Consider the following 12,908-nt stretch of genomic DNA (forward strand, 5'->3'; position numbering starts at 1 on the left):
CTGATAGCGGCCCCGTCCGGTTCGGGCGAGGAAGCCTCGGCGGGTGAGGCGTTCGAGGCGGCTGCGGGTGACGCTAGGGCGGCGGTGAGGTGCGCGATCTGGTCGTGGCAAGCTCCACCGCCGTCCGTAGCGGGCGGGCGGGCGTGCGTGCGAAGATCCAACGGTCGGATTCGCGCACTTCGAAGGACGGCTATGTTCGCGATTTCTCTGGGGGAGGGGGCCGAGCTGCAGCCTTTGGAGCCGTGGCGGGCCCAGGAGTTCCTGGCGCATATGGACCGAGGCCGGGACTTCGTCGGTCAGCACATGGAGCTGCCCGATCTCGCCTCAGACCTCGACTCCGCCCGCAGCTATCTCCAGCTTTACGCCGACAAGGCCGCCACCGACACTGGCCGACTGTACGGAATCTGGCTCGACGGCACCCTCGTGGGTGGCGTGTCCTTCCCGAAATTCGACGCTGCCGCCGGCATCTGCGAGGCAGGCTGCTGGCTGGAGCCTGCCGCCACAGGCCGGGGCCTGGTCGGACGTGCGGTACGGCACATCATCGACTGGGCATTCAACGAACGCGGCATCCACCGTGTGCAGTGGGTGGCGTCGCCGAAGAACACACCCAGCATCAACGTCGCCAAGAGGCTCGGCATGACCTTTGAAGGCGTCCTGCGCGAAACCTACCTCTACCGGGGCGTCCGCCACGACGCCGAGGTCTGGTCGGTGCTGGCACCGGAGTGGCAGGGCCTGGGCGGCTGAGCAGTCCTTCGATGTGCCCTTCCATGGGTTCACCGGCATCGCCATGACCGCGGGCTGGGGTGAGGGAAACAGGTGGATGTTAAGTCCGTTTCTGGTAGCGGCCTCGTCCGGGTTGGGTGGGGAAGCCTTGGCGGGTGAGGCGTCCGAGGCTCCAGACGCATCCCGCACCGTTCGGCGGCCTGGTCGAGCAGGGCGGTGAGGGCGGCGTTGTCGTGGGCGGAGGCGGCCAGGACGACGACGCCGATGATCAGCCCCATGACGTCGGCAGCCAGTCCCCGCTTGCGGCCCGACACCTTCTTGTTCGCGTCCAGTCCCGTCGTGGTCTTCGGACCACCGGCGGCCGCTCGGACGGACTGGGTGTCGATGATCACGGGGGACGGGTCCTCTCATCGGCGGGCCCTCTCCCTCACCTGGCAGCGCAGGAGTTCCTGGATCCGCTGGTCGAGCCCGTCCTGGCGCCACAGGCCGAAGTAATAGGACACCGCCGACCAGGACGGCAGGTCACGGGACAGGTAGCGCCACTGACAGCCCGTCCGGTTCTGGTAGAAGGCCGCGTTCACGATCTCCCGCAGATCACAGGACCCCGGATCCCCGGTCGCCGATCGCGCCACCCGGTCCTGCTTCCAGGCCTTGATCATCGGCTCGATCAACGCCCACTGCTGGTCCGACAAGTCGCTCGGATACGCCCGCCTGTCCATGTGCCACAGAACATCACCCGAACCCCGACTGGCACGCCAGTACGACCGACGTTCACAGGAACCAGCGACCACGAGCCGAGAGAAGAGGACTTAACGTCCACTCACGGTCGGTCGTGTCCGTCTGCTGCGTCGACTGTCGTCCTGGCCTGCTTGCGGTAGGCGCCCGGCGGGGTCCCGAAGTGTCGTTTGAAGGCTTTGGCGAAGGCGAACTCCGATGTGTAGCCCGTGTGCTGTGCGATGGTGCTGAGCGGGGTGGGCGACTGGTGCAGCAGCCGGGCCGCGGTGGCCATCCGCCAGTTGGTCAGGTAGGTCAGTGGCGGCTCGCCGACCACCGAGGCGAAGCGGCGGGCGAACGCCGCGCGGGACAGTCCGGCGCGGGTGCCCAGGGACTCGACGGTCCAGGGGTGGCCGGGGTCGTCGTGGATCGCCTTCAGGGCCGGGGCGACTGCCGGGTCGGTCAGCGCGGCCGCCCAACCCCCGGTCCGCACCTTGGGTAGGTCGGCGTACCACGACCGGAGGATGTACAGCAGCAGCAGATCGATGAGCGCCGTGACGACCGCGTCCGAGCCCGGCTGGGGCGCGTGGAACTCGGCGCACAGCTGGTCGACGGCCGAGCGCAGGACCGGGTGGCGGCCGGGGACCGCGGGGAGGTGGATGACCTCCGGTAGGTCGCTGAACAGCGGATGCGGGCGGTCGACGTCGATCGCGTACGCGCCGCACACCAGCACCGTGCGCGGCCCCGGTCCGTCCACGGTGACCTGGCCGATCGGCGAGGACCGGTCCACGCGCTCCGGTGCGAAGTCCACCGGATCGCGGTCCGGCACGTCGCACAGGGTGTGTCCGCTGCCGCGTCGCAGGAACACGATGTCGCCGGGGCCGAGCGCGAGCGGTCGGCCGTGCGGTGGCAGCAGGTGGCAGTGCCCTTCCACGACCACGTGGAATCCGGCTCCTGAGACGGGCTGGAACGTCAGGGCCCACGGGGCGTGCGCGTCGGTGCGGGTCACCATCGGGCGTCCCGTGCGCAGGACTTCGAGGGTGTCGCTCAGGATGTCCATGGCACCACGGTAGCGCCTGCACGGCGAGACGATATGACAGGGAATCGAGACTATCAGTCATTCACCGTCTCGATGCGGGGCCGTACGTTCGTGCCGTGGCGGTGCCGAGCCCCGGCGCCGCGTCGACGAAGGAGCGGATCCCATGTCACTGGCCGGCAAGAAGATCGTGGTCATCGGTGGAACCTCCGGCATCGGCTTCGCGGTAGCCCGACAGGCCGCGGCGGTCGGCGCGGACGTCGTGGTCGCCTCCAGCAACCAGGACCGCGTGGACGCCGCGGTGAAGCGGTTGGGCGCGTCGGCCGAGGGCCGCCGCCTGGACGTCGCCGACGGCGGCGCCATCGCCGGGTTCTTCGAGCAGGTCGGGGAGTTCGACCACCTCGTCTACACCGCGGGCGAGTCCCTGCTGATCAAGCCGTTGGTCGACACCACCCCGCAGGAGGCCAGGGCCGTCTTCGAGCGCCGGTTCTGGGGCGCGTTCCTCTCCGCCAAGTACGCTGCACCGCGACTGCGCGAGGGCGGCTCGATCACTTTCAGCTCCGGCGTCCTCGCGATCCGCCCCCTGTCCGGAACCGCGCTCGCGGCAGGTATCACCGGCGGCATCGAGGCCCTGACCCGGGCACTGGCCGTCGAACTCGCCCCGCTGCGCGTCAACGTGATCCAGCCCGGCGTGATCCGCACCGAGCTGTGGGACGGCAGTGTCCCGGACCCGGAGGCTTTCCTCCAGGACGCCGGGTCCGAGCTGCTCACACGGCGTGTCGGCACTGCCGAGGAAGCCGCGTCGGCCTATCTCTTCGTCCTGGCCAACGCCTACGTCACCGGCACCACGCTCGCGATAGACGGCGGCGCGGCACTGGTGTGACACAGGCGCCACCGCCACCGGGCTTCGGCACGTCGCGGCCACTACAGGCGGCGGATCTTCCCCCTCCGGCGGGCAGATCGCGACGTCACACCGAAGTACCGAAGAGTGCCCCGGAATCGAGGAACCCCGCGGCGAAGGTGAGACGGAGCCGGCGTGCCCAGCGCGCCGGCTCCGCCGCACGGTGGCGCCTACGGCTTGTCCAACCGCAGGTGCCACCACGACCGACGGGGCGGGTCGAACCACCCGCTGCACAGCCGCTCGGACGCGTGCGGATCCGGCAGCGTACGTCGCTCGAACTCCGCGTCGAGCCTGGCCACGACCCGGCTCAGTTCCCGGCGGGCGCTCGTCGGCAGCGCCTCGATCACGGCCTGCAACTCGTCCCGACCAGTGACGACGTCGCAGCACGGGCAGTCCGTCCGTCGCACGTAGAGCCACCGACCGGGCCGGCGCAGAAACCTCTCGTACAGGCCGAGCGCATCGCTCACCTGGCCGGGCCGGAACCGCTGCGCCTCCAGACGTCTGACGGCGGCCTGCGCACCTCGCCGCAGGCCCGGAACCCGGCTGAACCGTCGGGACGGGCCCCGAGTGGACCGCGTCTGGGCGCGCAGGGCGCCCGGCGACCTACGCGCCATCGCCCCTGGGGAGAATCGTCATCGTCATGGATGCGATCCTGCCAGGCACCGGCCGGGGCCGCCGCTGAATATTGACCGTGGTCGGCCCCGCGGGGCCGTGACAGCACGGGATCCCGGACCTCGTTCCGCAGCACCCGAACCTCTCGTCTAGCTTTGCCCCATGCCCGCCGCAGGGCGGAGGGCGCGAAGACTGGAGGGACCCGTGCGGGACGGCTTTACCGAGGGGTTCTTCACGCGGATGGCGCACGACACGCATCCGGTGGACCTGATGTGCCGCTACCTGCTGCACGGCTCGGTCGACCGGATCCCCGGCCTGCTGGTCGATCGGGAGACGCTGTCGTTCGAGCACCTGCGTGCGCACGTCCGTGACGCGGACCGCTGGAACCACGACGACGCGGACACGTTCTCCCTGTGCATCAGGAGGAAGGTCCGCGGGCGGCTGTACGGCCTGGAGTTCAGGATCTACTTCGTCGCCGGTGAGCCCTATGCCGACGCGGTGATCCCGTTCGGCGCGGCTGTCGACCTGCCCCGGTTCCTGCACCACTTCCGTGAGCACTACGCCTCGTCGGGTGCGCCGGGCGACTGGGCCTTCGACGTGTACACCGACGTGCGTGATCTCCGGGAGAGCGTCGTGCTGTTCGGCAACGAGCGCGAGGTGTGGTTCCAGGTCAACCGCGGCCCGGTGGTGGCCGGCCGGTCCAGGTTGATTCCCTGGAGCCGGCACCGGCTGGTGACCGGCCGCCTGCAGGGCAACCTGTTCGGGGCGAACACCGGTGCGCTGAACGCGGGGAACGTGGTGTTCCCCGACCGTCATGACGTCGTCGAGGGCACCTCGGCCGAGGCGCGGGCGTACCGGCGGTACGTGGCCGGGCTGCACAGTCCTCTTCCGCTGCGGGTGGGACGGCCGGTCCGCCCCGAGTTCGGCACGAGGACGAGGACGAGGACGTGACGGCGGTCCGCGGGCTGATCGGTGCCGGGTCAGGCGACCACCGGTGTGGTGGCCGGGCACCACACGGCCCGGACCACGCGCTGGCCGCCTACTTGGGCCGGGGCGGACGCTCCGGCGCCGCTGCAGCCCGACCGCCCCATCGCCCGGCACGGGCATGACGTCCCCGGCGCTGCCGGTCGCTACCCGAAGCGACCGTGCCCTTCGGCGCGAAGCTGGTTGCGGGTGCGCATCAGGATCCGGCCGAGCATGTTCCTGCCGGTCCCGGTCCTTCCGCGGCCCCAGTAGTGGTCGGTGCCGGTGTCCTCGACGATCTCCTCGTCGGCGGTGGACAGCAGGATGCCGCGGATGTCCGCATGTGCCCGGAACTTGGCCGCCACAGCACGTCGCATCACGTCGTCCTTGACACGCTCCCAGTCCCGCCGCAGCGGTTTGGACGGGTCACGTCCCAACTCGGCGGCACGCAGCGGCGTGCGGGCTCGACGGATGAGGTCGGCATGGCGGGTGCCGATGAACTTCTGGGCCTGGAAGTAGTGTTCCGAGGTCGGCCACAGGTGCCCGTCGAGTTCCAGGCCGTGCGCAGAGAAGTTGGAGAAGCAGCCGTAAGGGACTTCGTCCGCGCCGTAGAAGTAGATCGTCATCCAGGCCTCGTCGCAGTTGCGGGAACCCGCACGGTCTCAGGCGCCGGGCCGCACCCGCAACCGGTTTCGCCCGCACCTCACCGCCTTCGACTCATCCGCCGCTTCGGGTGTCGGCCCTGCCACCCCGGCGGACGTTCGGACGTTGCCGGTCACGGCATCAGAGGGAACGCGCGCTGGACGCGTCCCCGCCGTCACAGGTGCCACTGCGGGCCTTCATGGCGGCGAGCCGGGCCGACCACTCCCGTTCGGCGGCGACGAGGCCGTGCTCCAGCGTCTCGACGAACGACGTCCGGCTCACCGATACGACCGCTGACGCCTGCGGACCGTCGTCACCGTGCACCCGACAGGCGAGGTGGAGCCGGTCCCCGTCGGGGAAGGCGAACGCCAGCACGCCATCGGTGCACTCGCCCCAATCCAGGAACCGGCACCTCGCGAACTCCGCCCCGGCCTCGGCTGCCGTTCCCGTACCGGCGTCGTCGCGCATCCAGTCCTCGGCAAGGCGGAACGCCTCGAACGGCGTGACGAAGCCCACCGGCGGCGCGGTCGGCGTGCGGAAGCGGCCGAGTTCGTCCGTGAGCTTCTTGACCAACAGCGGCGGGTAGAACGCGTTGTCCCACGTGTTCACATGGAGTCCGCCGACGAAGACGTCGACGCACAGCAGCCCCGGGTCCCGGTCGACGTGGAACTCCAAACCGAATCCGGCCCGCGACCCCACCACCACGACGACCCTCCCCAGCACCGGCGCCACGCCTGTCTCGACCAGACCCTACCGATCCGCTCGCGATACGCCGACGAGTCGAGCAGCACACCGAGTGCACCGAGTACGAGGCAACAGCGTTCCGGCCGCCACGCCCGGCACGCCGCCACTACTCGGCCTTGCTAAGTACCGGTAGTCAGCGTTACGGTGTACCAGTACTCAGCAACACTGAATACCTCAGGGGGGAGGGTGTTTCGATGGCCAAGCTGCTGACGGAGATGCTCAAGGGCACGCTGGAGGGCATCGTCCTCGCGTCCTTGGCCGGCCGGTCCGCGTACGGCTACGAGATCACTGCGCGACTGCGGGAGGAGGGATTCTCCGACCTCGCCGAGGGGACGGTCTACGCGCTGCTCGTCCGCATGGAGAAGCGCGCCCTCGTCGACGTGGAGAAGGTCCCGTCCGAGAAGGGGCCGCCCCGCAAGGTGTACTCCCTCAACGCGCAGGGCCGCGAGTACCTCGAAGAGTTCTGGAGGACCTGGAGCTTCCTCACGGAACGACTGGAACAGCTCCGCGAAGGGGGCGACCAACCATGACCGACCGCGAGAAGCCCGGCATCCTCTCGAAGGTGATCGGGCCGAAGCTGGCCTGGCGGGCCTACAGGGCGCGCGCGAAGCAGCTGCCGGCCGGCTACCGCGACGCCGTCGAGGCGGTCGAGCGGCACCTGATGCACTTCGTGCCGACCGACGCCGCCGACAGTGCGGCGATGTTCGAGGACCTCGCCGACCTGTTCGAGCAGGCCGCGGCGGACGGAACGCCGATCCGCGCGATCGTCGGCGAGGACCCGGTGGAGTTCGTCGAGGCGTTCGCCCAGAACTACTCGGACGGCGGCTACGTCCCCGCCCGCGCCCGCAAGCGGCTGGCCGACGACATCGCGCGCGCCGCCGGGGAGGGCCCCGCAAGGTCCGCCGAACCGGCCTGACCGTGACACCGCGCCGGCGCTCATGGCTGCGGCCATGGGCGCCGCGGCCCCACCCACGAACCCCGTGCACCGGACGACGCCTGTACAGCCCCCGCACACCGGAGGAGACCCACCATGGCACCACGCACGAACGGCCTCGACGCAGCAGGGCTGCGCCGACTGCGCGACGTCCTGACCCGGCACGTCGAGTCCGGGCGGATCCCCGGACTCGTCGCCCTGGTCGGCCTCGGCGAGGAGACCCATGTCGAAGCGATCGGGACGATGCGCCACGACGGCGGGTTACCGATGCGTCGCGACACCATCTTCCGCATGGCCTCGACGACCAAGCCGGTCGCCGTTGCCGCGACGATGGTCCTGCTGGACGAGTGCCGGCTGCGGCTGGACGACCCGGTCGACCCGTGGCTGCCCGAACTCGCCGACCGGCAGGTGCTCAGGCGCGCCGACGGCCCGCTGGACGACACCGTGCCCGCCCGGCGTCCGATCACCGTACGGGACCTGCTCACCTCCACGTTCGGGCTCGGGCTGGACATGACCGCCCGGACCTCCCCGATGATGGGCGCGTTCTTCGAGCGCGGGGTCTACGGCCTGGACTGGCTCCTGCCGGCACCCGAACCGGACGAGTGGATGCGCCGCCTCGGCACGCTCCCGCTGATGTACCAGCCGGGCGAGCGCTGGCTGTACAACGTGAGCGACGACGTGCTCGGGGTGCTCGTCGCCCGGGTCAGCGGCCGGCCGTTCGAGACGTTCCTCCGCGAGCGGATCTTCGAGCCGCTGGGCATGAAGGACACCGGCTTCCACGTGCCCGCCGGAAAGATCGACCGGCTGCCGCCCCTGTACGCCCCCGATCCGCAGACCGGGGAGTTCACCGTCGCCGACGCCTCCGAAGGCGGTCACCACAGCCGGCCCCCGGCGTTCGCGTCGGGCGGTGGCGGACTCGACTCGACCGTCGACGACTACCACGCCTACTTCCGGATGCTGCTCGACCACGGGATGCACGGCACCGAGCGGATCCTGTCCCGGCCCGCGGTCGAGCTGATGACCACCAACCGCCTCCCGCCCGCGCAGCGCGCCACCCTGGAGGCCTGGGCCCGCAGCATCGTCCACCTGTCGCACGGCCAGGGGCAGCACGGCGGTTGGGGCTTCGGGATGGCGGTGCGCACCTACCGCGGCGACTTCGCGCCCGTCGGCCAGTTCGGCTGGGACGGCGGCACCGGCACCACCGCCTACGCCGACCCGGGCAACGGGCTCGTCGGCCTCCTGCTCACCCAGACCGGCATGTCCACCCCGGACTCCGCGCGGGCCATCCACGACTTCTGGACCACGCTCTACCAGGCGATCGACCACTGAACCGGCCCGCCGAGGCCGGGGCGGGAGACGCCGACACCGGTGCCGGAGACGACGACGCCGGCGGGCTCGGGAGCGTCATGCCGGGTGTTCGGCGCACAGGCAGCCGACCCCCTTCTCGATCCACTCCCGTTGGGCCCACTCCGGGTGCCGTTCGATCAACAACGCCCGCACCTCGGCCACGATCTGGCTCTCGCCCATGGCCGAGCCGCGCCGCCGCCAGGTCTCGTCGCGCAGCTCGCGCAGGTAGTCGCGGACGTCGGCGAGCACCTGCGGGCCGCCGACGGTGCCGTGACCGGGAACCACCGTCCGGTGCCCGTCGGCCGCCAGTCGCTCCATCACGGCCAGCCAGCCGACGCCGGAGACGTCGATGTCGTGCGGCGGGAACCAGGGAAAGATCGCGAACTGCCCGGCCTCGGCCAGGTCGCCGGTGAACAGCACACCCGCGTCAGGTACCTCGATCACCTGGTCACCCCTGGTGTGGCCCCGGCCGGTGGGCCGCAGCCGCACCGTACGGCCGCCGAGGGCCAGGTCGTACCCGTCGTCGTGGACCACCTCGGGGACGGGCACGCGAACGCCGGCGTCGAGGCGGTCGGCGACCGGCCCGCCGAAACCGCGGAACATCTCCAGGTAGCCCGGCCCCCTCGTCCTCAGGTCGTCCGCCTGGGTGCGGTTGGCGAGGTAGGTGGCCCGGCCGTCGAACACGTGCGCACCGAAGGCGTGCTCGGGGTGGAAGTGCGTCGTCGTCAGGTACAGCCGGCGCCCCCCGGCCACCTCGGACGCCAGGGCGAGGACCTGCTCGGCGTTGGCGGTGCCCATGCCCGTGTCGACGACGAGGACGGCCCGACTGCCACCGATGATGCCGATGTTGGGGACCAGTGGGATGCCCCGGTCCGGGATCACCAGCAGGTCGGGGGCGATCTCCTGGGCGCCGGCGACGTGCACGGCAGGATCGGGAAGCAGCGCGAAGTCCATGCTCCGATTCCACCGCCCCGGCAGCCCGGCCGTCCAAGACCGATTCGGCGGATCCCGATACCGCACGGGTATCGTCGCAGCATGGAGCTGCGAACACTGCGCTACTTCGTCGCGGTCGCCGAGGAACTCCACTTCGGCCGCGCCGCCGCCCGGCTGCACATGAGCCAGCCCCCGCTGAGCCGGGCGATCAAGCAGCTGGAGAGCGGCCTCGACGCCACCCTGCTGCACCGCTCTGCCACCGGCGTGACCCTCACCCCCGCCGGAGCGCTGCTGCTGGACGAGGCCCGCGGCCTCCTCGACCGGGCCGACCAGCTCCGCGCCCGCGTGGCCGCGCAAGCAGGCCCTGCGACCCTCACCGTCGGCCTCCTCGGCGACGGCACCGACCTGGGCGCCGTCCGACTCGCCAACGCCTACCGCGAAAGGCACCCCGGCATCGAGGTCCGCATCCGCGACACCGACCTGACCGACCCGACCTGCGGGCTGCGCGCCGGACTGGTCGACATCGCCCTCACCCGCGCCCCGTTCGACGAGACCGGCCTGACCGTGCACGGGCTGCGCGCCGACCCGGTCGGCGCGGTGCTGCGCGCCGACGACCCCCTCGCCCGCCGCGCGCAGCTGGAGCCGGCCGACCTGGCCGGCCGGCGCTGGTTCCGGTTCCCGGACGGCACCGACCCGCTGTGGTGGTCGTACTGGAACGGCGGTGAACTCCGCGAGGGGCCGGTGGTGCGGGCCGTCCACGAATGCCGGCAGGCCGTGCTCTGGAACGGCACGGTCGGCATGACCCCGCTCGGACACGACATGCCCGAGGGGCTGGTCGCGGTGCCGCTGGCCGGCATGGCGCCGAGCCGCGTGGTGGCGGTGTGGAACGAGAACGACCCGAACCCGCTGATCCCCTCGTTCGTCCGCATCGCGACAGCCGCCTACCGCCACTGAACCGGCCCACCGGGGCCGGGGCGGGAGACGACGACGCCGGGGTGCCGATCGGCACCCCGGCGTGTGTCACGTCGAGGGGCGAGGAAAGCGGACGGACTATCGTGGAAGGTGGAGAAGGAAGTCCGTCCATGGCCTCACCCGAGCCCTACGGTAGCAGTCAGCCGGGGATCAGGTCGCGCAGATTTCCCGGGGTGACGACCACGGAGTCCGGGTGCAACCCCTCCGGGCGCTCCAGGCCGATGTACGTGACCGGGCCGTCCGGGACCGCTCCGCCGTCCCACAGCGTGGTGCTCGCGGCGCGCCCGCCCATCAGGTCGGTGAGGTAGCGGACCGTCAGGAACTCGCGCTCGACGATGCCGCGCACGAGCGTCGCCACCGACACCTTGTTCCCCTCGACCTGGTTGGACGTCGGGTCGCCCTTCAGGTAGAGGTGCAGCCACTTGGCGCGCCAGGTGCCGTCGGGTCCGCGCAGGAACGCCAACGGCAGCGCGACCCGGCCCGGGCCGCGCAGCTCCGACTTCATGCGCACGGTGCGCGCCTCGAAGGGGCGGCCCTGCTGATCGCCGTCGCGCAGCATGAACCCGAACAGCGACTCCTCGACGTCGTCGAAGCCCTCCCCCGAGAAGATGTTGACCTGCGGGACGATGAAGGATCCGCGCACGGCGTCCAGGCGCAGGTTGATGAACTCCGAGGCGCCGCGGGCCGCGGAGGTGATGTCCCCGGAGTGCTCGCCCTCGACCTGGGTGAGCGCGGTGTAGGACAGCCAGCAGTCGGTCCGGTAGGAGGCGTCCAGCATCAGCGCCGACAGGTCGAAGTCGGTGTCCTTGCCGGTCTGCTTCCAGTACACGAAGAACCGCAGCAGTTCGCCGTCGACCGGGGAGAGCGAGCCGCGGGGCAGCACGCCGAACCCGGCGGTCGTCGCCCGGCCGCTGAGCGGGAGCGCGACGTCGAGGACGTCCGGGTCGATCAGCAGGTGCCCGGGCTCGGGGAGGCGGCGGCGCACCTCGGCGTCCAGGGCGGCGATCAGGCGCTTGTGCTCGGTCGCCGGCAGCGGCGGGCGGGTGTCGGTGGTGACCCAGGCGCGGCCGAGACGGTTGACGAACACCCGGCGCCCGGTCGGCTCCGCCGACTCCTCCGCCTCCTCCGTCTCCTCCGTCCGGTTCTGGACGTGCTCGCGGACCGACAGCAGGACCCGGCCGGCGACCTGCGGGGCGACCTGCTCGGCCGCGGCCATGACGGCGTCGCGCTCGTCCTCGGTGCGGCACGCTCGCAGCAGACGGTCCAGGGCGCGGAACAGCTTCCCCGGGGCGGCGGTGAGCAGCGTCGCGGCGCCGGTGACGTCGTTCGCGGCGAGCAGTTCCTCGACGCGGCTGTCGAACGACCGGGCCTCCTGCTCGCCCCGGGCGACGGCGAACACCTCGGCGGCGTGCGGCCAACGCGGGTACTCGTGCGGGTGCAGGCGCTCACCAAGGCGCTTGAACGCCTCCCGGTGCGCCGCGACGTCGCCGAGCTTGGCGGGGGAAGCCGCGACCACCGCGTCCAGGCCGGCGAGCAGGGCGCGGCGGACCGGCCGGGGCAGCGAGCGGAACCGGGTCGGTGCCACGAGGGTCACGTCGCCGTCCGACAGTGCGCAGGCCAGGCGGAGCACATCGGTGACGGTGTCGAGCAGGAGGTCGGCGCCGGCGTCGAGGCGGACGAGGTTGACGACCGCGCGGTTCTCCCGCACCGGGATCGCCTCGGGCTGGGGGCCGTGGACGCAGTGCCCGGCGAGTGCGCGGAGGTCCTGGAGGGTCTCCTCGCCGAGCGGCGTCGTACTGCCCGCCAGGGCCAGGTACAGGGCGGTGACCTCGTCGTCCGGGGTGCCGCCGAGGTGCAGGACCGTCAGGCGGTCGCCCGCAGCCGCGATCAGCTCGCCGTGCGCGGCGAGCATCTCGGCGTACGTGTGCCGGTAGTTCCCGTACGTCGGCAGGGTCAGCAGGTCGACCACGCCGGTGCGCAGCTGGGCCAGCGTGCTCGGGCGCGATCCGTCGTCGGCGAGCGCCTCGGCGATGCACCGCATCCAGAAGTCGAACGTGTCGGGCACGTTGGCGGGGAAGTCGATGAAGTAGGTGTTGTGCCGGACGTGGTCGCCGACCATCGTGCGGACGGTGTCCAGGGTGCGTACGGCGGTGTCGACGACCGTCGCCTCGTCCAGCCCCGACAGGTGCTCCAGCAGGTCGGCCGAGAGCTTGAACCCCACGGTCATCAGCGCGGCGTCGAACCGTCGCGCCGCGGCGTCCCCGCCCTGACCGACGCCACCGGTGGGCCCGGCGGGAGCAGGGAGCCGGAGCGTGTGCCGGACGACTGCGGATTCGAGATGCTGGAGCATCCGGACATGCTCCCAGAACCGTCCGACCGACCGCATG

General features: G+C 71.4%; 13 protein-coding genes and 1 pseudogene. 7 read left to right on the forward strand and 7 right to left on the reverse strand.

Annotation, left to right across the window (positions count from 1 at the left end; genetic code table 11):
* The first annotated feature begins 192 nt into the window (after positions 1-192).
* Positions 193-744 carry a GNAT family N-acetyltransferase gene (locus ACWGB8_RS08675; protein WP_452211584.1) on the forward strand — a complete coding sequence of 184 codons (552 nt, stop codon included), beginning with the start codon at positions 193-195 and terminating at the stop codon, positions 742-744.
* Positions 745-893: 149 nt separating this feature from the next.
* Here ACWGB8_RS08675 and ACWGB8_RS08680 read toward each other — a convergent pair.
* Together ACWGB8_RS08680 and ACWGB8_RS08685 are read right to left on the reverse strand one after the other, a co-directional pair.
* A pseudogene (locus ACWGB8_RS08680) lies at positions 894-1,442 on the reverse strand (transposase); the annotation flags it as partial.
* Between the two features lie 101 nt (positions 1,443-1,543).
* Positions 1,544-2,497: an AraC family transcriptional regulator gene (locus ACWGB8_RS08685; protein ID WP_452211586.1), complete on the reverse strand. Its 954-nt coding sequence runs from the start codon at positions 2,495-2,497 to the stop codon at positions 1,544-1,546.
* A gap of 142 nt (positions 2,498-2,639) precedes the next feature.
* Here ACWGB8_RS08685 and ACWGB8_RS08690 point away from each other — a divergent pair, with 142 nt between their 5' ends.
* Complete coding sequence (locus ACWGB8_RS08690; RefSeq protein ID WP_452211587.1) at positions 2,640-3,356, forward strand: SDR family oxidoreductase; 717 nt, start codon at positions 2,640-2,642, stop codon at positions 3,354-3,356.
* Between the two features lie 188 nt (positions 3,357-3,544).
* Here the strand turns inward: ACWGB8_RS08690 and ACWGB8_RS08695 are convergent, their stop codons facing one another.
* The gene (locus ACWGB8_RS08695; protein ID WP_452211588.1) at positions 3,545-3,841 is read right to left on the reverse strand and encodes a hypothetical protein; all 297 of its coding nucleotides are present in this window, start codon (positions 3,839-3,841) and stop codon (positions 3,545-3,547) included.
* Positions 3,842-4,148: 307 nt separating this feature from the next.
* Between ACWGB8_RS08695 and ACWGB8_RS08700 the strand changes: the two genes are divergently transcribed.
* Complete coding sequence (locus ACWGB8_RS08700; protein WP_452211590.1) at positions 4,149-4,937, forward strand: hypothetical protein; 789 nt, start codon at positions 4,149-4,151, stop codon at positions 4,935-4,937.
* A 179-nt stretch (positions 4,938-5,116) separates the two neighbouring features.
* Here the strand turns inward: ACWGB8_RS08700 and ACWGB8_RS08705 are convergent, their stop codons facing one another.
* A complete protein-coding gene (locus tag ACWGB8_RS08705; RefSeq protein WP_452211592.1) occupies positions 5,117-5,575 on the reverse strand; it encodes an NADAR family protein in 459 nt (152 codons plus the stop codon).
* 157 nt (positions 5,576-5,732) lie between these two features.
* Positions 5,733-6,296: a hypothetical protein gene (locus ACWGB8_RS08710; RefSeq protein ID WP_452211594.1), complete on the reverse strand. Its 564-nt coding sequence runs from the start codon at positions 6,294-6,296 to the stop codon at positions 5,733-5,735.
* 233 nt (positions 6,297-6,529) lie between these two features.
* Here ACWGB8_RS08710 and ACWGB8_RS08715 point away from each other — a divergent pair, with 233 nt between their 5' ends.
* The 3 genes from ACWGB8_RS08715 (at position 6,530) to ACWGB8_RS08725 (ending at position 8,598) form a co-directional block, all read left to right on the forward strand.
* On the forward strand, positions 6,530-6,865 hold the full coding sequence (locus ACWGB8_RS08715) for a PadR family transcriptional regulator (RefSeq protein WP_452211595.1): 336 nt from the start codon (positions 6,530-6,532) through the stop codon (positions 6,863-6,865).
* Positions 6,862-7,251: a DUF1048 domain-containing protein gene (locus ACWGB8_RS08720; protein WP_452211597.1), complete on the forward strand. Its 390-nt coding sequence runs from the start codon at positions 6,862-6,864 to the stop codon at positions 7,249-7,251. Before ACWGB8_RS08715 ends, ACWGB8_RS08720 begins: the two co-directional genes overlap by 4 nt.
* 114 nt (positions 7,252-7,365) lie before the next feature.
* Complete coding sequence (locus ACWGB8_RS08725; RefSeq protein ID WP_452211599.1) at positions 7,366-8,598, forward strand: serine hydrolase domain-containing protein; 1,233 nt, start codon at positions 7,366-7,368, stop codon at positions 8,596-8,598.
* Between the two features lie 75 nt (positions 8,599-8,673).
* Here the strand turns inward: ACWGB8_RS08725 and ACWGB8_RS08730 are convergent, their stop codons facing one another.
* A complete protein-coding gene (locus ACWGB8_RS08730) occupies positions 8,674-9,570 on the reverse strand; it encodes an MBL fold metallo-hydrolase (RefSeq protein ID WP_452211601.1) in 897 nt (298 codons plus the stop codon).
* A gap of 81 nt (positions 9,571-9,651) precedes the next feature.
* Here ACWGB8_RS08730 and ACWGB8_RS08735 point away from each other — a divergent pair, with 81 nt between their 5' ends.
* A complete protein-coding gene (locus ACWGB8_RS08735) occupies positions 9,652-10,503 on the forward strand; it encodes a LysR substrate-binding domain-containing protein (RefSeq protein ID WP_452211603.1) in 852 nt (283 codons plus the stop codon).
* A 157-nt stretch (positions 10,504-10,660) separates the two neighbouring features.
* Here the strand turns inward: ACWGB8_RS08735 and ACWGB8_RS08740 are convergent, their stop codons facing one another.
* A complete protein-coding gene (locus ACWGB8_RS08740) occupies positions 10,661-12,871 on the reverse strand; it encodes a hypothetical protein (protein ID WP_452211605.1) in 2,211 nt (736 codons plus the stop codon).
* Positions 12,872-12,908 lie beyond the last annotated feature (37 nt).

The organism is Kitasatospora sp. NPDC054939 (genome assembly GCF_053610105.1).